At 63.1% G+C, this 18,760-nt stretch carries 24 protein-coding genes; 23 read left to right on the top strand and 1 reads right to left on the bottom strand.

Features of this window, described 5'->3' with window-relative positions; all coding sequences use genetic code 11:
• From AB3X86_RS15660 to AB3X86_RS15625, 8 genes are all read left to right on the top strand, one after another.
• Positions 1-465: a DUF6511 domain-containing protein gene (locus tag AB3X86_RS15660; protein WP_368596638.1), complete on the top strand. Its 465-nt coding sequence runs from the start codon at positions 1-3 to the stop codon at positions 463-465.
• On the top strand, positions 462-1,199 hold the full coding sequence (locus AB3X86_RS15655) for a hypothetical protein (RefSeq protein WP_368596637.1): 738 nt from the start codon (positions 462-464) through the stop codon (positions 1,197-1,199). Before AB3X86_RS15660 ends, AB3X86_RS15655 begins: the two co-directional genes overlap by 4 nt.
• Positions 1,200-1,221: 22 nt before the next feature.
• Positions 1,222-3,498, top strand: coding sequence for a phage/plasmid primase, P4 family (locus AB3X86_RS15650; protein WP_368596636.1), 2,277 nt, complete (start codon positions 1,222-1,224; stop codon positions 3,496-3,498).
• Between the two features lie 141 nt (positions 3,499-3,639).
• A complete protein-coding gene (locus AB3X86_RS15645) occupies positions 3,640-4,104 on the top strand; it encodes a crossover junction endodeoxyribonuclease RuvC (RefSeq protein ID WP_368596635.1) in 465 nt (154 codons plus the stop codon).
• A gap of 1 nt (position 4,105) precedes the next feature.
• Positions 4,106-4,321, top strand: coding sequence for a hypothetical protein (locus AB3X86_RS15640; RefSeq protein WP_368596634.1), 216 nt, complete (start codon positions 4,106-4,108; stop codon positions 4,319-4,321).
• On the top strand, positions 4,314-4,697 hold the full coding sequence (locus AB3X86_RS15635; protein ID WP_368596633.1) for a DUF6362 family protein: 384 nt from the start codon (positions 4,314-4,316) through the stop codon (positions 4,695-4,697). The genes AB3X86_RS15640 and AB3X86_RS15635 overlap by 8 nt, the downstream gene beginning before the upstream one ends.
• A gap of 195 nt (positions 4,698-4,892) precedes the next feature.
• Positions 4,893-6,281 carry a site-specific DNA-methyltransferase gene (locus AB3X86_RS15630; protein ID WP_368596632.1) on the top strand — a complete coding sequence of 463 codons (1,389 nt, stop codon included), beginning with the start codon at positions 4,893-4,895 and terminating at the stop codon, positions 6,279-6,281.
• Positions 6,274-7,530 carry a site-specific DNA-methyltransferase gene (locus AB3X86_RS15625; protein ID WP_368596631.1) on the top strand — a complete coding sequence of 419 codons (1,257 nt, stop codon included), beginning with the start codon at positions 6,274-6,276 and terminating at the stop codon, positions 7,528-7,530. The genes AB3X86_RS15630 and AB3X86_RS15625 overlap by 8 nt, the downstream gene beginning before the upstream one ends.
• A gap of 15 nt (positions 7,531-7,545) precedes the next feature.
• Here AB3X86_RS15625 and AB3X86_RS15620 read toward each other — a convergent pair whose 3' ends face one another.
• Positions 7,546-8,058: a DUF3489 domain-containing protein gene (locus tag AB3X86_RS15620; protein ID WP_368596630.1), complete on the bottom strand. Its 513-nt coding sequence runs from the start codon at positions 8,056-8,058 to the stop codon at positions 7,546-7,548.
• 122 nt (positions 8,059-8,180) lie between these two features.
• Here AB3X86_RS15620 and AB3X86_RS15615 point away from each other — a divergent pair, with 122 nt between their 5' ends.
• The 15 genes from AB3X86_RS15615 (at position 8,181) to AB3X86_RS15545 (ending at position 18,760) form a co-directional block, all read left to right on the top strand.
• Positions 8,181-8,516 (top strand): HNH endonuclease, encoded by a 336-nt coding sequence (locus AB3X86_RS15615; RefSeq protein ID WP_368596629.1) that lies wholly within the window; start codon positions 8,181-8,183, stop codon positions 8,514-8,516.
• Between the two features lie 213 nt (positions 8,517-8,729).
• The gene (locus tag AB3X86_RS15610; protein WP_185733376.1) at positions 8,730-9,194 is read left to right on the top strand and encodes a phage terminase small subunit P27 family; all 465 of its coding nucleotides are present in this window, start codon (positions 8,730-8,732) and stop codon (positions 9,192-9,194) included.
• On the top strand, positions 9,194-10,906 hold the full coding sequence (locus AB3X86_RS15605) for a terminase large subunit (protein ID WP_368596628.1): 1,713 nt from the start codon (positions 9,194-9,196) through the stop codon (positions 10,904-10,906). Before AB3X86_RS15610 ends, AB3X86_RS15605 begins: the two co-directional genes overlap by 1 nt.
• Positions 10,903-11,055: a hypothetical protein gene (locus tag AB3X86_RS15600; RefSeq protein ID WP_368596627.1), complete on the top strand. Its 153-nt coding sequence runs from the start codon at positions 10,903-10,905 to the stop codon at positions 11,053-11,055. Before AB3X86_RS15605 ends, AB3X86_RS15600 begins: the two co-directional genes overlap by 4 nt.
• 15 nt (positions 11,056-11,070) lie before the next feature.
• Complete coding sequence (locus AB3X86_RS15595) at positions 11,071-12,342, top strand: phage portal protein (protein ID WP_368596680.1); 1,272 nt, start codon at positions 11,071-11,073, stop codon at positions 12,340-12,342.
• Positions 12,339-13,322 (top strand): S49 family peptidase, encoded by a 984-nt coding sequence (locus tag AB3X86_RS15590; RefSeq protein ID WP_368596626.1) that lies wholly within the window; start codon positions 12,339-12,341, stop codon positions 13,320-13,322. The genes AB3X86_RS15595 and AB3X86_RS15590 overlap by 4 nt, the downstream gene beginning before the upstream one ends.
• A gap of 74 nt (positions 13,323-13,396) precedes the next feature.
• Positions 13,397-14,695, top strand: coding sequence for a phage major capsid protein (locus tag AB3X86_RS15585; protein ID WP_368596625.1), 1,299 nt, complete (start codon positions 13,397-13,399; stop codon positions 14,693-14,695).
• An 18-nt stretch (positions 14,696-14,713) separates the two neighbouring features.
• A complete protein-coding gene (locus AB3X86_RS15580) occupies positions 14,714-15,184 on the top strand; it encodes a hypothetical protein (RefSeq protein ID WP_368596624.1) in 471 nt (156 codons plus the stop codon).
• A 12-nt stretch (positions 15,185-15,196) separates the two neighbouring features.
• Positions 15,197-16,066: a phage head-tail connector protein gene (locus tag AB3X86_RS15575; RefSeq protein WP_368596623.1), complete on the top strand. Its 870-nt coding sequence runs from the start codon at positions 15,197-15,199 to the stop codon at positions 16,064-16,066.
• Between the two features lie 10 nt (positions 16,067-16,076).
• Positions 16,077-16,430 carry a phage head closure protein gene (locus tag AB3X86_RS15570; RefSeq protein WP_368596622.1) on the top strand — a complete coding sequence of 118 codons (354 nt, stop codon included), beginning with the start codon at positions 16,077-16,079 and terminating at the stop codon, positions 16,428-16,430.
• Complete coding sequence (locus AB3X86_RS15565; protein WP_368596621.1) at positions 16,423-16,983, top strand: HK97-gp10 family putative phage morphogenesis protein; 561 nt, start codon at positions 16,423-16,425, stop codon at positions 16,981-16,983. Before AB3X86_RS15570 ends, AB3X86_RS15565 begins: the two co-directional genes overlap by 8 nt.
• 9 nt (positions 16,984-16,992) lie before the next feature.
• Positions 16,993-17,346 carry a DUF3168 domain-containing protein gene (locus tag AB3X86_RS15560; RefSeq protein WP_368596620.1) on the top strand — a complete coding sequence of 118 codons (354 nt, stop codon included), beginning with the start codon at positions 16,993-16,995 and terminating at the stop codon, positions 17,344-17,346.
• Between the two features lie 45 nt (positions 17,347-17,391).
• A complete protein-coding gene (locus AB3X86_RS15555) occupies positions 17,392-18,027 on the top strand; it encodes a phage tail tube protein (protein WP_368596619.1) in 636 nt (211 codons plus the stop codon).
• Between the two features lie 38 nt (positions 18,028-18,065).
• Complete coding sequence (locus AB3X86_RS15550) at positions 18,066-18,485, top strand: hypothetical protein (RefSeq protein WP_368596618.1); 420 nt, start codon at positions 18,066-18,068, stop codon at positions 18,483-18,485.
• Positions 18,482-18,760, top strand: coding sequence for a hypothetical protein (locus tag AB3X86_RS15545; protein WP_368596617.1), 279 nt, complete (start codon positions 18,482-18,484; stop codon positions 18,758-18,760). The genes AB3X86_RS15550 and AB3X86_RS15545 overlap by 4 nt, the downstream gene beginning before the upstream one ends.

The following is an 18,760-nucleotide window of genomic DNA, read 5'->3' as shown; positions in this document are numbered from 1 at the left end:
ATGAAATGCTGGGTCTGCACCCGTCAGGCCCGGGGACTCACGCATGCCGATACCCGTCACGGTATCGGCAATCCCCGGCGCTACCCGATTGACTGGGCGTTCTGCTCGCGACGCTGCCAGGACACGTTCCATGCGCTGTACGGCACGAGGCTTCGTGCCCTGGACGACGGCGCAACCATTGCGGAGAACACAATGATTGATCCGACTGAAGTCGAACGCGCCGCAATGAAGCGGTGCCTCAAGGCGTTCGGCGAAGCTGCTGGTGAGATCGGTTTCGACAAACCCCTCGGCGCCTACGCCGAGGAAGAAGCCCTGCGCGTGATTTACGCGATCGTCACCTGCTGGACGGAACAGATGGTCTCGCACCACGAGGCGACGCGCCAGCCAGCTTTGCGTGGTACGACGCCTCCACTCGATCCGTTTGCCGACATGGCCGACGACCTGCCGTGGGAGGTCGCGCAATGATGGATTTCAACTCATCGTCCACCTTGTCGGATCGGATTATGGCGTTGATCGATTCCGGCATGCAGCGCACGAGCAAGCGCCAGGGTACCAGAACGTATCTCGGCGCCTCGCGTCTGGGAGCCGCTTGCGAACGCGCATTGCAATACGAGTACGAGCGTGCCGCCGTCGACCACGGTCGCGACGTGCCGGGCCGCATGCTGCGTATTTTCGAGCGTGGTCATGTGATGGAGGACCGCATGGCCGCGTGGTTGTGTGACGCTGGATTCGATCTGCGCACGCACAAGACCGATGGCGAGCAGTTCGGCTTCTCGGCACTCGATGGTCGGCTGCAGGGGCACATCGATGGTGTGCTCGTCGGCGGCCCCGACGACGTCAGCTATCCGGCGCTCTGGGAAAACAAGTGCCTCGGCGGCAAGTCGTGGCGTGAATTGCTCAAGCACCGGCTCGCCGTCGCCAAACCCATCTATGCCGCACAGGTCGCGCTCTATCAGGCCTATCTCGGTCTGCACGAGCATCCTGCCGTGTTCACCGCGATCAACGCCGACACGATGGACCTGTACATCGAGCTGGTTCCGTTTGATGCGGTGCTCGCCCAGCGCATGTCCGACCGTGCCGTGACAGTGATCGGCGCGAGCGATGCCAGCGAGCGACTGCCGCGCGGATTCAACGACCCCACTCACTTCGAATGCCGGATGTGTGCGTGGCAGGACCGCTGCTGGAACACACGGCCATGACCACAATCGGGGAGAACTCAAAATGATCGATTTCAACGACATCCCGTCCTCCGTACATGAGGACACGAACCGTGACGAAATCCGCGCGACATTGATTGCCCGTATCGAATCGGTCCTCACCGTCCTGTACCCGGCAGGCAAGCAGCGCCGGGGCCTGTTCCTTGTCGGTGACGTATTGGGTAGCCCGGGTGACAGCCTGGAAATAGTGCTCGCCGGAGAGAAGGCCGGATTGTGGACCGACCGCGCTACCGGTGACGGCGGCGACATCTTCGATCTGATCGCGGCATGGCTCGGTGTCAACGCTCACGTCGATTTCCCGCGCGTGCTGCAGGAGGCACGCGAGCTGATTGGACAGAGCGCCCTCACGCCGAAACGACGCACGAAAAAGGAAGCGCCGATCGACGATCTTGGCCCGGCCACGGCGAAGTGGGACTACCTTGATGCCAGTGGCCAGCTGATCGCTGTCGTCTACCGCTACGATCCACCGGGCCGGAAGAAGGAATTCCGGCCGTGGGATGCGAAGCGCCGCAAGATGGCCCCGCCCAATCCGCGCCCTCTCTACAACCAGCCGGGCATGGTCGCCGCCTCGCAGGTGGTCCTGGTCGAGGGCGAGAAATGCGCGCAGACGCTGATCAACGCAGGCATCGTCGCTACAACGGCGATGCACGGTGCGAACGCGCCCGTCGAGAAGACCGACTGGTCTCCACTCGCGGACAAGGCCGTGCTCATCTGGCCCGACCGCGACAAACCCGGCTGGGAATACGCCACGCAGGCAGCACAGGCCATCCTCACGGCAGGCGCAAAATCCTGCCACATCCTGTATCCGCCCGAGGAAGCATCAGAAGGATGGGATGCAGCGGATGCAGTGGCTGAGGGTTTCGATCTCGCAGCCTTTCTCGCCCACGCCCCGCGTGCCCAGATCTACAACATCGACGTCGAGCAGGAACCCGCCGTCGGCAGCGACGAATCCGTGTGGGGCACGGAAGACGCGCTGGCGCTGGCCTTCACCCGCCGTTACTACCGCGACTGGCGCTACGTGTCCGCATGGGGGCGCTGGATGATGTGGGATGGCCATCGCTGGCGCTCCGAAGACACGCTGGCCGCTACCGACCTGATCCGCAGCGTTTGCCGTCACACGGCCGTCCGTGCGGAAAACCCGAAGATTGCCGCCAGGCTCGCCAGTTCTGGCACGGTCGCTGGTGTCGAACGGCTGGCTCGATCGGATCGCCGGCATGCGGCCACCACCGGCGAATGGGACGCCGACCCGTGGCTGCTCAACACGCCAGGTGGCGTGGTCGATCTCACGACGGGCAGGCAACGTGCGCACGACCGCACCGACCGGATGACTCGGGTCACCACGGCGACCCCGGGTGGCGACTGTCCGACCTGGCGGCAGTTCCTCACCGAGGTCACTGGCGGGGATATCGATCTACAGGCCTATCTACAACGGACGGCGGGCTACGCGCTCACCGGTTCGACGCAGGAACACGCGCTGTTCTTCCTCTACGGCACGGGCGCGAACGGCAAGTCGGTGTTCGTCAACACACTGGCAACGATCCTCGGCGACTATGCCACCAACGCGCCGATGGACACATTCATGGAGACGCGCAACGACCGGCACCCGACCGATATGGCGAGCCTGCGTGGCGCACGCTTCGTGTCGGCCATCGAAACAGAACAGGGACGGCGCTGGGCCGAGTCGAAGATCAAGAACCTCACGGGTGGCGACAAGATCTCCGCGCGCTTCATGCGGCAGGACTTCTTCGAATTTCTTCCGCAGTTCAAGCTGTTCGTTGCCGGTAACCACAAGCCTGCGATCCGCAACATCGACGAAGCGATGAAGCGGCGGCTGCACCTGATCCCCTTCACGATCACCATACCGCCCGAGCGTCGCGACAAGCTGCTCCAGCAGAAGCTTCTCGCCGAGCGCGACGGCATCCTGGCGTGGACTGTTCAGGGCTGTCTGGACTGGCAACGCCTCGGGCGGCTTGATCCACCGCAACAGGTGAAGGATGCGACCGAGGAGTATTTCGAGGCCGAGGACGCACTAGGCCGCTGGCTCGACGAACGCTGTGTGCGCGAGGCCAACGCGAAGTCACTGACTGCGGAATTGTTCAACGACTGGAAGCAATGGGCCGAATGCGCCGGGGAGTTTGTTGGATCACAACGACGGTTTTCCGATCTGCTGATCACGCGTGGATGCGAGCAGTGGAAAAACGCCGCAGGTCTGCGCGGTTTCAGGGGCATCGACCTCAAGCACCCGCATACGCCCGCATACACCCCATACGCCGACAACTGAGTCGCCATTCGAGCATGCCGAACGGCGCAGCCGGCGCATTACAACGTAACTCTTATACGCGTGCGCGTGCGCGCGCACACGAAGATATTACGTTTTGCTCTGCCGGCTGCGCCGTTCCTCCCAACAGGAACGACTGCAATCATGATCACGACGATTCTCGCCCTCGATCTGGGCACGACCACCGGCTGGGCGCTGCGCCGGTTTGATGGCGGCATCACGAGCGGCGCGCAGCACTTCCGGCCGCAGCGCTTCGAGGGGGGTGGCATGCGCTTCCTGCGCTTTCGTCGCTGGCTCTCGGAACTGCACGGCAGCGCAGGGGATATTCACGCTGTGTACTTCGAGGAAGTGCGCCGTCATGCCGGTGTCGACGCAGCACATGCGTATGGCGGATTCCTCGCCGCGCTCTCGGCATGGTGCGAGCACCACCGTATCCCGTACCAGGGTGTGCCTGTGGGCACGATCAAGAAACACGCGACTGGCCGGGGCAATGCTAGCAAGGATGAAGTCATCGCCGCGATGCGCGCGCTCGGACATGCCGTGACCGACGACAACGAAGCCGATGCGCTGGCGTTGCTGCACTGGGCGGCTGACACGCAGGGGGACTGAGATGAAGATCCCGGTTCCGCACTCCCCGTCCTCGCTTGCCCGCCATCAACCCATGGCCGTGGATCTTGAAGCGACCAAGCGCGATGGCTGGCAGCAGCAACGCATCCTCGTCATCGCCGAGCATGACGAGCGGCTGGATTTCATCGAGCGTGAGTTCGTGCGCCGGATCGGCAACCGGCTCTATGGGCCGCCCGGCCACGGAGGTCGCCATGGCTGAGTGGAGCGTCGATGTTGTGGCAGCACGCTTTGTCGAGGCAGCGGAAACCAGCCACCGTCTGCCGCCCGTGCGTGTTCAGGGCTACTTCAACGTCTGGCCGGAATTTGTGCGGCGCGAATGGGAAGCACTCGCGAACGAAGATCGCGAGTACCGTCCGTTGCCGCCGTCGCCATCTGCGGTCGACCGGATGCTGGAAACGATGCGCTGGGTGCAGTGGCTCGAAGAGGAACAGCGGCATCTTGTCTGGATGCGTGCCGAACGGCATCGCTGGGACGACATCGCAAAGCGCTTCGGCTGCGTCGCGCGGACTGCCCAGCGCCGGTGGGATAACGCCATACAGCACATCGTCCAGCAACTCGATGCAGGGAATCAATAGAGGTTGACTGTCGTTCAGGTTTCCCTCGAACTCGTGCCAACAAATGCAAGGATCCCTCGCCCATCATAGGTGTCGCGTTTTGAGGATATTTCGCTAAGATTCCGGCTATGGTTGCGAGAGGTGGATCTCGCACCGCCTCCTCCTCTCTTGCCCGCGATGAGCCTCGCTCGCGCGGGTTTTTTATTTCCGCTCCCGATGCTGGCCCTTCAAATCGACTATCGTCCGATCGAGTCGCTGATCCCGTATGCCCGTAACGCGCGCACGCACAGCGATGAACAGATCGCGCAGATTGCGGCGAGCATCCGGGAATTCGGCTTCAACAACCCGGTGCTGGTCGATGGGCACCGCGGCGTCATCGCTGGCCACGGTCGCCTCCTCGCTGCGCGCCAGCTTGCGATGACCGAGGTGCCCGTGATCGAACTCGCGCACCTGTCCGAGACGCAGAAGCGTGCGTTCATCCTCGCGGAGAACAAACTCACGGAACGCGCGGGCTGGGATGGTGAGCTGCTGTCGCTCGAGCTGGCCGATCTGCAGGCGGCCGGGTTCGACCTCGATCTGACCGGCTTCGACGACAGCGAGATTGCGGAGCTGCTCGGGGACAGCGAATCCGAGTTGGTCGACGGCGACGACGCCGCTGACGATGTGCCGGAGGCACCGACCACGCCGGTCACTCGGGCTGGTGATGTCTGGCAGATCGGCACGCATCGGCTCACCTGCGGTGATGCCACCGATCCGACGGTCATCGCGACGCTGATGGGCGAGGATCGCGCGTCGTTGTGCTTCACCAGCCCGCCCTACGGCAGCCAGCGCGACTACACGAACACGATCGTCGATTGGGACGGCTTGATGCGCGGAGTGTTTGCCACGCTACCGCTGGCCACCGACGGCCAGGTGCTCGTCAATCTCGGCCTGATCCATCGCGACAACGAAGTTATCCCCTACTGGGACGGCTGGCTGCAGTGGATGCACGCATCCGGCTGGCGGCGCTTCGGCTGGTATGTGTGGGATCAGGGGCCGGGAATGCCCGGTGACTGGAACGGCCGCCTCGCACCGAGCTTCGAGTTCGTTTTCCATTTCAACCGCGAAGCACGGCGTCCGAACAAGATCGTACCGTGCAAGCACGCCGGCCAGGAATCGCATCTCCGTGCCGACGGTTCGTCCACCGCAATGCGCAAGAAGGATGGCGAGGTCGGCGGCTGGTCGCACGCCGGCGCGCCAACGCAGGACACCCGCATCCCAGACAGCGTGATCCGGATCATGCGTCACAAGGGCACGATCGGCGAAGGCATCGATCACCCGGCGGTGTTTCCCGTCGCGCTGCCTGAGCACGTGATGCTGGCGTTCTCCGATGCGAGCGACGTAGTGTTCGAGCCGTTCAATGGCTCCGGCACGTCCCTGCTCGCGGCGGAACGCACGCGCCGTCGCTGCCGTGCAGTCGAGATCGCACCCGAGTATGTGGATGTTGCGATCCGCCGCTTTCTGCAGCACTACCCGGACGCCGAGGTGACGCTGGCGAGTTCCGGACGATCCTTTGAGCAGGTCGAAGCTGAACGTGTCAACCTCGACGAGGTCGCCCATGCGTAACCCGGTCGCGGACGTCAAGATCGAGTTGCGACCGGTCGACGTGCTGATCCCGTATGCGCGGAACGCCAAGCAGCATTCCGATGCACAGGTGGCGCAGATCGCCGCGAGCATCATCGAGTTTGGCTGGGGTGCGCCGATCCTGGTCGATGGCCAGAACAACGTCATCGCCGGCCACGGTCGTCTGCTCGCGGCGCGCAAGCTCGGACTCACCGAAGTGCCGGTGGTGCCAATGACGCACCTGACCGACATCCAGCGTCGCGCGCTGATCCTGGCCGACAACAAGATCGGCGAGAACGCATCGTGGGACGATGAGCTGCTGGGTCTCGAACTTGCCGAGCTGAAAAATGCCGGCGTCGATCCCGCACTCACAGGCTTCAGTGCCGACGAGTGGGATGCGCTGATCGCCGGCGACGAGCCGGATCGCGCCGGACAGACCGATGAAGATGCGGTCCCGGAAATCGACGAGATCCCGGTGTCGCGCACCGGTGATATCTGGCTGCTTGGCGAGCACAAGCTGCTGTGTGGCGATGCCACGAAGGCTGAATCCTACCGTGCCCTGCTCGGCGACGAACTTGCCGACATGGCTTTCACGGATCCGCCGTACAACGTCAACTACGCGAACACCGCGAAGGACAAATTGCGTGGCAAGAATCGCCCGATCCTGAACGACAATCTCGGTGACGGCTTCGAGTCCTTCCTCACAGCCGCGTGCCAGAACCTGCTCGCGGTCACCAAGGGCGCCGTGTACATCGCGATGTCGTCGAGCGAGCTCGATTCATTGCAGTCGGCATTCCGTTCCGCCGGCGGTCGCTGGTCGACGTTCATCATCTGGGCCAAAAACACCTTCACGCTCGGCCGCGCTGACTACCAGCGTCAGTACGAGCCGATCCTCTACGGCTGGCGCGACGGTGCCGATCACTTCTGGTGCGGCGCACGCGATCAGGGCGATGTCTGGCAGATCAGAAAGCCCACGAAGAACGACCTGCATCCGACGATGAAGCCGGTCGAGTTGGTTGAACGCGCGGTGCGTAACAGCAGTAAGACGCGCGACATCGTGCTGGACCCGTTCGGTGGCTCGGGCACGACGCTGATCTCCTGCGAGAAATCGGGACGACGCGCGCGACTGATCGAACTCGATCCGAAGTACGTCGACGTGATCGTGCGCCGCTGGCAGGACTATACGGGCGCTGAAGCGACACACGCCCACGATGGGGCGCGCTTCGGTGAGATTTTGCAGGAGCGTCAGTGAGGCATTTCGGGGACATCAGTCGGCGATCCGGTAGATGCGTTCCTCGCCCTGCTTGTCGGATGTGACGTTGAGTCCGAGTTTCTTCTTGAGAGCGCCGGCCAGCGTGCCTCGCACCGTGTGGCTTTGCCAACTGGTCGCCTCGCAGATCTGCGCGATCGTGGCGCCTTCCGGTCGGCGCAGCATCGCGATCACTAGCGCCTGCTTGCTCTTCTCGCGCGTGCGACGCGGTGCCTTGATTCCCAGGTTTGCTTCGGCAGTTTCGACTGCGGTCTCCATCTCGGGGTCGGCAGGATCGACGGGCGCGACCAGTTCAGGGCGCGGTACCCCCAGCGCATCGTAACCCTCGGCAGCCACAAACCAGTCGGTTCCGTCGGTGGTGATCAAGGCGCGGTTCAACAGGCCGTCGATCACCTTCTTGCGAGCGCCGCCCTTGATGTTGTCGGGAAACCAGTCGATCTTGCCGCTGGTGTGGTTGATCGCGTAGGCGAGGATCGCATGTTGCGCGGGCGTCAGTTCGATGGTGCTCATGGTCGTACTCCTCTCGTGATGGATAACGACTCCATGAACACGCTGTTCAATCATGAAGCCAAGCGGAAGATGTGATGCCACGTGGAGCGCCGACGCCGTGCCGGTTCCCAGGATGCGCGGCTGTGCTTGCGACGCCCGGCTTCTGCGCCACACATCGTGGATGGACGCATCGCGATTACGGCCGCGCCCGGCGCACGTTCGATGCGGAGTTCGGCTTCTACAAGTCGATGGCCTGGCAGCAATGTCGCTCGGCTTATCTGCGATCGCATCCGCTGTGCGCGCACTGCTCGGCGCGTGGTCTGACCGTCGCCGCCCGTGTCGTGGATCACGTCGTGCCGATCAAGGATGGTGGTGCGCGCCTCGATTGGGCCAACCTGCAGTCGTTGTGCACGTCGTGCCATAACCGCAAGACCGCGAGGGAGACGGCTCAGCGCACCCGCTGTCGGACGACTTTCTGAAATCTGCGCCGTGCGCGCCTCACTGCCCGGCTGAACGAAACAGATGCCTGCGCGCAAACGGGCGCGACGTGTGGCGTTGTCGCAGTCCACGGCGGCAACGATGGCCCCCCCGGGGGGATCAGATCTCTGGCGCTTCCGGCCGCCGGATCGTGCGCGTGCCAGGATTTTCGCGCGTGCAAAATGAAAAACTTTTTTTGATGCTCGACGACCCCCATGGCCGGCCGTAAGCCGCTACCCGCTGCCGTCAAGAAGGTCAAAGGCACACTGCAGAAATGCCGGATCAATCCGCACGAGCCGCGCCCGACCGGGAAGCTCGGTGAGCCACCCGAGTACATGTCGGATACCGCCAAGGAAGCGTGGCGCTACGCGATCGAGAATGCGCCGCCGGGACTGCTCTCGTCGCTCGATGCCGCCGTGCTGGAACGCTGGGCCAACTGCGCCGGCCTCTATCGGGAGGCGCTGGCCAAGATCAATCGCGCTGGCGTGGCCGGCATGATCATCAAGACGCCGAGCGGCATCCTGCGTCGCTCGCCGCTGATGGACGTGATTCGCGATCTCGCGCTCGAGATGAAAAGCTACGAATCAGAAATGGGCTTCACCCCTGCTTCGCGCTCGCGGGTACAGATTGCACAGGAGCCGACGAGCGCGCACGATCCGTGGTCGGAGATCGCCGGCTGATGGCAACGTCAAGCTACGCGATGACTGCCCGACGGTATGCCGAGGCCGTCGTAGCGGGCAACGTCCCCGCGTGCCGCTGGGTCAAGCTCGCCTGCCAGCGGCAACTGAATGATCTGGCTCGCTTCAAGGGTAAGAGCAGTCCCTATCGGTTCAATCCGAAGCTCGCCGACAAGTCCGGCAAACCGTTTGCGCCCGCAGATAACCTGTGCGCGTTCATCGAGCGGCTGCCTCACGTCAAGGGGCCGCTCGCCGGTGAGCCAATCACACTGGAGCCGTGGCAGGTGTTCATCGTGACCACCGTGTTCGGCTGGGTGCATGCCGACGGTCGGAGGCGTTTCCGGCGCTCATACATTGAAGTGCCGCGCGGCAACGCCAAATCGACGCTGTCGTCCGCAGTGGGCCTGTACATGCTCGCGGCCGACGGCGAAGGCGGCGCAGAGGTGTATTCGCTGGCGACGACACGCGACCAGGCGCGCATCGTGTTTGGCGACGCACAGACGATGGCCCGGCGAAGCGCCGGGTTCCGTTCGCGCTTTGGTGTCGCCGTCGGTGCGCACAACATGAATGTGCTGGCGTCCGGCTCCAAGTTCGAAGCGCTTTCCGCCGAGGGTTCCACGCTCGACGGCCTGAACATCCACTTCGGCTGCGTCGATGAACTGCACGCGCATAAGACGCGCACCGTCTATGACGTGGTCGAAACGGGAACCGGAAAACGGAACAACTCGCTGCTGTGGGTGATCACGACGGCGGGCAGCAACCGTGCCGGCATCTGCTACGAGATCCGCACCTTCGTCACGAAGCTGCTCGAGGGCGTGTTCGAAGACGACAGCCAGTTCGGCATCGTGTACGGCCTCGACGACGGCGACGACTGGACGACCGAGGAAGCGCTGATCAAGGCGAATCCGAACTGGGGCATTTCGGTCCAGCCCGAGGTGCTGGTGCCGCTGCAGGCCAAGGCCATGCAATTGCCGAGCGCGGTCAACAACTTCAAGACCAAGCACCTCAACGAGTGGGTCAACGCCGACACCGCGTGGATGGATATGCGGGCGTGGGACCGATGTTCCGATGCTGCACTCGATCTCGATACGTTTGCCGGACAGCCCTGCTGGATCGGACTCGACCTCGCGAGCAAGACGGATATCGCCGCGCTAATGTTGTTGTTCACGCATCCGGAGATCGAAGGCGGATACACCATCTTCGGTCGTTACTACCTGCCCGAGGACACCGTGATGGCGACCAGCAACAGCCAGTACGCGGGCTGGATGCGTAATGGCCGGCTCACCGTCACGCCCGGCAACGTGATCGATTTCGGCTGGATCGAGGCCGACCTGATCGAAATGTCGAGCCGCTTTCAGGTACAGGGCGTGGCATTCGACCCGTTCCAGGCGACGCAACTGTCCACGCGAATGCTGGCTGAGGGTCTGCCGATGATCGAGGTGCGCCCCACCGTGCTGAATTTCTCCGAGCCGATGAAGGCACTGGAAGCACTCGTGCTACAGGGCAAGCTCGTCCACGACGGCGATCCGGTATTGAGCTGGATGGCGAGCAACGTGGTCGCTCACCTCGACGCAAAGGACAACATCTACCCGCGCAAGGAGCGTCCGGAGAACAAGATCGACGGCATTGTCGCGCTGATCATGGCGCTATCGCGCGCGCTCGTCGGTGACGGCACCCCGAAGATGCCCGACGACTACACCTTGATGATCGTATGAGCCCGCTGACCTACAACGCTTCCCTGCTGACCGGTATTGCCCTGATCGGCTCGGGCCTGGCGCTTATCAGCATTCCGGCGGCGCTGGTAGCGGTTGGCACGCTTGTGCTCGCGTTCACGGTGTTCGGCGCACTTATCGCGAGGAACTGATCCGTGCTGCTATCGATGCGCCTGAACGCGGACACCGGTGACCGGTCTCCGTGGGGCGATTTCTGGTTCTCGCCGGTGCCGTTTCGGGGCACGCCGCACTCGGTCAACGCCGATGCGGCAATGCGGCTCACGGCCGTATTCGCCTGCGTGCGTGTGCTCGCCGAATCCGTCTCAACACTGCCGTTCATGCTGTACCGCGAGCGACATGATGGACGGAAGACGCCGTTGCGCAACCACTGGCTTTACCGGCTGCTCGCCGTAAGGCCCAATGATTTCCAGAATCCGCTGGAATTCCGGGAGATGCTGCAGGGACACTGCACACTGCGCGGCAATGCATTCGCGCAGATCGTCTCGAACAGCCGGGGCGAAGTAACAGACCTGCTGCCGCTGCATCCGGATCGTGTGACGATCGAACTGCTGTCCGATACGCAGTGGCGCTACCGGTATTCGCGCCGTGACGGCAGCGAGATCGTGCTCGCACGAAGCGAAGTGTTCCACCTGCGCGGCCTGTCGCCGGACGGCATCGTCGGCTACAACCCGATTACGGCCGCACGCGAGGCAGTTGCCGGTGGACTCGCCGCGCAGGACTACGGTATGCGTTTTTTCATGAACGACGCGACGCCGGGTGGCTGGATCGAGATGCCGAATGCGTTCCCGTCCGACGAGAAGCGCCGTGAATTCCGCGAGGCATGGCAGCGGCAGCAGACCGGCCGCAACCGGCACAAGACGGCCATCCTCGAGTTCGGCATGAAGTACCACGAACTCGGCCTCAAGAACGAGGACATCCAGTTCATCGAAACGCGCAAATTCTCCGTCTCCGAGATCGCGCGCCTCTTCCGCATCCCGCCGCACATGATCGGCGACCTGGACAAGGCAACCTTTTCGAACATCGAGCAGCAGTCGCTTGAGTTCGTAATCCACACCCTGCGTCCGTGGCTCGTGCGCTGGGAAGAAGCGATCCGCTACTACTTCCTCGGCGAGGACGAGGGTCTCAACGTCGAGTTCCCGGTCACGGCACTGCTGCGCGGCGATGCGCAGGCGCGGGCCATGTACTACCACAACGGGATTCTAGATGGCTGGCTGACGCGTAACGAGGCACGCCGCATGGAATCGCTTGATCCGCTCGACGGGCTCGACGAGCCGCTTCGACCGCTCAATATGGTCGAGGAAAGCGATGCCAGCGATCCGGATGCTGTGGGTGTTTCACAGTCCCCGGCGCAGTCATCTCCCGGCGAACATGACGATGACCCAGACGATGAATCCGACGATGGCGGGAATAACGAATGAAGCATGCGCTCCTCATCTCTGAATTTCTCTCGACGCCATGGGCCGTCATGCCCGAACGGCTGTCGGCGTTTGCCGGCGTCATCGCGCGCTGGTCGCTCGGCGGCGTCGCCGATGCCGACACGATGGCACAGGTCCGGGCTGATGCCGCTACCGTGGCGGCACGGCGTGGCACAAGCGCACGAGCAGGCAACGGCTCGATCGCCGTGCTCCCGATGTACGGCGTCGTTACGCAGCGCGGAAACATGGCAGAAGACATCTCCGGCCCTGGTTCGATGAGCACGCAGCTATTCGTGCAGACCCTGCGCTCGACGCTCGCGGATGACTCTATCGACGCGATCCTGATCGATGTCGATTCGCCAGGTGGCAGCGTCTACGGCGTGCAGGAACTGGCCGACGAGATCTACCAGGCACGTGGGCAGAAGCCGGTTGTCGCAATCGCGAACAGTCTCGCCGCAAGTGCCGCGTACTGGCTCGGGAGTGCCGCGAGCGAGTTCTATGTAACGCCTGGCGGCGAGGTTGGATCGATTGGCGTGTGGTCGGCGCACGAGGACTGGTCAAAGGCGCTGGCAGATTCCGGCGTCACCACCACGCTCATCTCCGCTGGCAAATACAAGACCGAAGGCAACCCGTACGGTCCGCTTTCCGCCGATGCGCAGGCGTTCATGCAAAGCCGGGTCGACGATTACTACGGCGCATTCACGAAGGCCGTAGCCCGCAATCGTGGCGTACCGGTTGCAACTGTGCGCGATGGCATGGGTCAGGGGCGCGTGCTCGGCGCACAGGCCGCAAAAGACGCGGGCATGGTCGATGACATTGCCACCTTCGATGACGTGATCCGGCGCATGTCAAAAAACCTACGCCAGTCTGCGAAGGCAAAGGCAGCCGATTTTCCGGCTGCTCCTCAGGCCCAGCCCGCAGTCACCGAAGGCACGGGACGCATCGCGTGCCGTCGGCGTCTCCTCGATCTGATCGGCACGTAATCCCAACCCGTCTCATCTCTCGACCTCGCTGCAACTCTCATTGCAGTGAGGTTTTTTCATTTCTGGAGCCTGTTATGAGCAAAACCCTCCGCACCCTGCAGCAGCGCAAGGCTGCACTGGTGGCCGACGCGCGCAAGCTGGTCGACGCCGCCCACGCCGAAGATCGTGACCTGAACGAAGCCGAAGCGACGCAGTACGACACGCTGATGGCATCGATCCAGTCCACGCAGCGCCAGATCGAGCGCGAGGAAGCGCTGATCGAGGCCGAACGCACCGCAGGTGTGACGATTCCCGAGGGGGCACGCATCAGCGTGTCAGAGAACGTCGAGCAGGATCCGAAGCGCGGCTTCCAGACGCTCGGCGAGTTCGCCCGCTCGGTGCATATGGCCACCGTCAACCCGATGCGCGCCGACGACCGGCTTCGGTTCGGCGGCATTGGCGCGGTCGCACCGACCACCTACGGCGGCGAAGGCTCGGGGCCGGATGGCGGCTTTCTGATTCCGCCAGAGTTTTCGCGCGACATCTTTACGCTGTCGCTGGGCGAGGATGCTCTGCTGCCGTACACCGACGACTACGACATCGAGGGTAACTCGATGGTGTTCCCGAAAGATGAGACCACACCATGGGGTACCGACGGGATCCGCGCGTACTGGCAGGCCGAGGCCAACACCGGCACGGCGACCAAGCCCAAGCTGTCGGCCACGACGCAGTTCCTGCACAAGATGATGGCGCTCGTGCCGCTGACCGATGAACTCATCGCGGACGGCCCAGCCCTCGGCCAGTATCTGAACCGCAAGATCGGCGACTCGATCCGCTGGAAGACCAACGATTCGCTGCTGTTCGGCGCCGGCAACGGGATGCCGATCGGCGCACTACAGGGCAATGCGGCGATCGTGGTTTCGAAGGACTCGGGTCAGGCCACGCAAACGCTGACCATCTCGAACCTCTCGAAGATGATATCGCGTTTGCCGCCGGGCTCGTTCGGTCGCGCGATCTGGCTGGTGAACAACGATGTACTGCCCGCGCTCTTCACGCTCACGCTCGGCAACTACCCGATATACCTGCCAATCTCGGCCGGTGCCCAGGAATCGCCCTACGGGATGCTGCTCGGCCGTCCGGTTTTCGTCTCGCAGCACGCGAAGAGCTTCTCGTCGCAGGGAGACGTGATCCTGCTCGACATGTCGTACTACCGCACCATCAAGAAGGCCTCGGGCATCGAGACGGCGACGTCGATGCACCTCTATTTCGACGCGGATGCGATGGCGTTTCGCACGGTGTTTCGTCTGGACGGTCAGCCGACCATCGTCAATCCGATCAAGCCCGCGAATGGGACGAACAATCTGTCGCCGTTCATTCAGTTGGCTGCTCGCTAATCTCTCGAGGACCCGATCATGTTGCCCAATCTGAAACCGACTGATTTTGAAGCGCTGCTGACCTCGGTGGATCCCGCTAATCAGCCTGCCGGCACGGTCGCCACGGCCTGGATCCCGGTGCAGAATTTCCACACGTTCCTCGCCCTCATCGGCACCGGGACAATGGGCACGAATGCCACGCTCGACGCCAAAATCCGCCAGGCACAGGATGCGAGCGGCACGGGCGCGAAGGATCTGCCCGGAAAGGTAATTGCCACGATTCAGGCAGCATCCGGCGCGAACGTGCAAGCGCTTATCAACTTCCGCAGCGGCGACGTCGATACGAACAACGGATACGCGTTCGTCCAACTGTCGCTGACGGTCGGCACGGCGGCGTCGTTTGTCGCCGCGTACCTGTTCGGCGTCGGCGGCCGCTTCGATCCGCCGGTGGATGCGTCAGCTGCGATTCCGGTCAATCTCGGCGACGCGAGCGTCGTGCAGATCATCTGACAGCGTTAGCTGATGCCTGAGATCCTGCTGCAACGGCCAGTCGGCGAGCCCGTTGATCTGGCCGAGGCAAAGCTGCACCTGCGCGTGACCGACGATGCGCAGGATTCGCTCATCGCCACGCTCGTGATGACGGCGCGGATTGCCGCCGAGACGATCACGCGCCAGCAGCTGCTCCACGCACGCTATCAGCTCGTGCTGGACCGGTTCCCGATGGCGGGCGTTGGCACGCCGCTGCCGTTCGAGCATGTGATCAACTATCCGGCCTTTGCGATCGTGCTCCCTCACGCGCCGCTCGTCGATGTTGTCTCGATCAACTATCTCGACATGAACGGCACGCCCCAGACGATGGATCCGGCCGACTACGTGGTCAACTCGGCGCTGATGCCCGCGATCATCACGCCCGGATTCGGAAAGATCTGGGCGATCCCGCTGCCACAGATCGGCGCGGTCACCGTGACCTATGACGCCGGCTACATGTCGGTGTGCACGATATCGGGCAGTCTCCCCTCGACGCAGATTCAGGTACGTGGACCCGTCACGTGGGCCGTCGGCAATACCGTCCGGTTCTTCAATTCGGGCGGAGCACTGCCGACGCCATTACAGGTTGAGGTCCCGTACACGGTGACGGCTGCAAACGCGGGCCTCTATGCCCTGCAGGATCCCGGCGGCAACCCGGTCACCCTGTCGGACGCAGGCAGCGGCACGAGTTATGTCTATGGTGGTCCGGAGCCGGTGCCCGAGGGCATTCGCAACTGGATCCTGCTGCGCACTGGCTCGCTGTACGAGAACCGCGAGGAAGTGGCCATCCTCAACCGGGGCAAGGTCGAGGAACTGCCGTTCGTGGCTGGTCTGCTCGATCCCTACCGGATGTCGCTGCCATGATGAGGTTGCCGTGACCACGCAGATGCGTGCGGGGCAGCTGAACCGCCTGGTGGCCGTCCAGCAACGCAGCACGGCCCGGGACAGTTTTGGTCAGCAGGTCGAGATGTGGACGACCATCAAATCGGTCTATGCGTACATCGAGGCGCTGAGCGGCAGCGAGCGTGCCGCCGCGCAATCGATCTCAACGGATGTCTCCCACCGTTTCACGCTCCGGTACGACGCGATCTTTGCTGATCCTCGCGTCGTAGCCACATACCGCATCGTCTACGCCAGCCGAATCTTCGACATCAATGCTGCGCTGAACATCGATGAATCTAACCGGACCGTCGAACTGCTCGCGAGCGAGGGACTGACGAATGGCTGAACTCCGCTGCATCAAGGGGCTGGACGAGTTTGCCAAGGCGCTCGAGCAGCTGCCCCGAAATATCGGTCGCAACGTGCTACGCGGCGCGGTCAATGCAGGCGCCACCGTGCTGCGCCAGCAGGCGGTCGTGTTTGCGCCGGTCTACGAGGGTGACGACCCGCGTCAGGATCCCGGACGCATCCGGCGCGCGATCTACCAGAAGCAGATCCCCGAGCGCTCGAACGATCTGTTGCAGGTGTTCTACGTCGGCGTGCGGCGCGGCCGGAAGAACCAGGTCAAGGTTGTGCGCGGTCGGGTCACGAATCTCGACGCCTACTACTGGACGTGGCTCGAGTTCGGCCACGCGTATGTTCCGCCGCGCCCGAAGGGCATGACGCTGAAGGCACATCGGACGGCCATGAAGGCCGCACCCGGCGCAATCTGGGTCGAGCCCCGCTCGTTCATGCGGCCGGCGTTCGCCTTAGCGAAGGACCAGGCGATTCAAGCCATGATCGACTACCTCGAGACCCGCATTCCAAAGGAAGCGGCAAACCTCGGTCTGTTGATGAAGTAACTGCGTGAAATGACCACGATCCAGGAGCAGGTCGCGGCACTGCTGCAACCCCTTTCCGCCGGTGGAGCCTCACCCCAGGTGCAACTGCAGGACAACACCTACCCGTACATCGTCTACCGGCGCCTCGCGAGTCCGGTCTGCAACACGCTTTCCGGCAACGGCTCACCACCGATCAACAACACGCTCTTCGAGATCTCCTCCTGGGGCTACACGTATGCCGATGCCGTAGCGACCGCTTCGGCCGTGGCCGCTGCGTTCCAGTCGTGGAGCATCCAGAACGTCCTGCAGCATGAGCAGGACCTGTACGAATCCGACGTCAAGGCTTTCCGTGTCGTGCAGACGTTTTCCGTCTGGCACGACTGACCTGCTTCTGCTTCCTCTGTTTTCCTTCTCTCTGGAGTCACATCCATGACCTCGACTGCCATTTCGTCGCAGGGCTCGTCGTTTGCCGTGTCGGGCGGCACCGGCGCCGCCGTCAGTATCACCGGAATCATTCTCGGCTACCCCACCATCATTGAGGCGACCGCGCACGGTTTCACGAACGGCGACGTGGTGTCGTTCGCCGGCGTCGGCGGCGAGACGGGTCTCAACGGCCAGTCACTCGTCGTGACCAACGTGACGCCGAATACGTTCGCCGTCAACTACAACTCGACGGGCGGAGCATCGTGGACCTCAGGGGGCACGGCCGCACCCGTTGCCTGGACGCCGATCGGCAACTTCAAGACCATCAAGGGATTTGACGGCAAGACCTCGAAGCTCGACGCAACGAACCTGGCGTCGCTCGCAAAGGAATACCGCGCGGGTCTGCAGGATCCGGGCAACTTCAGCTTTGACGTCGATATCGACCTCGCCGATGCTGGCCAGCTTGCACTACAGACGCTCAAGGCGAGCAGCGCGCTCGCGAATTACCGGCTCACGCTGCCCAACGGCCACACCGCGACCTTCACCGCATTCGTCGAATCGTTCCCCTGGGATGGCGGTGTGGACAAGCTGCTGACAGCCACTGTCAATCTGATCATCACCGGGCCGATCACGATTGCATGATCTCCGGTTGCTTTCTGTCACCTCACCACGGAATTGCCATGTCCACGATCCTGAACCGTGCGGCCATCCTTGCCGCCAATGACCTCGCAACCGTCACCGTCGACGTATCCGAATGGGGCGGCGCCGTCATCATTCGTTCGATGACGGGCACGCAACGCGACGCCTATGAAACCAGCCTCATGACGAAGGATGACTCGGGTCGGTACACGATCGATACCGAGAACATGCGCGCGAAGCTCGTGATCTTCACGGCGGTCGATGAAACCGGCACACCGCTCTTCACTTTGGACGACCTGCCTGCGCTCGCAAGCAAGAACGCCGCCGTGATCGAGCGCCTGTTCGTCGCCGCGCAGCGCATCAACGGCCTGTCGAAGGACGCCGTGGCGGACGCGGAAAAAAACTCGTTGAGCGGCCAGCCCGACGCTTCTGCTTCCGGCTCGCCGCAGCCCTCGGCATGACAGTTCGGCAACTGCTGGCCAATCTCGACAGCAGTGAACTGACCGAATGGATGGCTTTCGAGCGCCTTGAGGCCATCGGCGAAGCCCGCTCCGACCTGCGCGCCGGCATCATCGCCGCTGCCGTCGGCAATCACGGCAACCGGATCCTGCCCAAACCCTACCGGGCGAGCGATTTCATGCCCTACCTGCCCCGCGCCGAGGAGAAACCGATCTTCTTCGAAGACCCCGAGAAGCAGTCCGCCACGATCCTGAAACTGGTATTCAACCGCGAGTAG

This window comes from Paraburkholderia sp. BR14374, from assembly GCF_040948685.1.
GTDB lineage: Bacteria > Pseudomonadota > Gammaproteobacteria > Burkholderiales > Burkholderiaceae > Paraburkholderia > Paraburkholderia youngii.
Note: the sequence above shows the minus strand (reverse complement) of the source record. Positions and strands in the feature narration are given on the sequence as shown.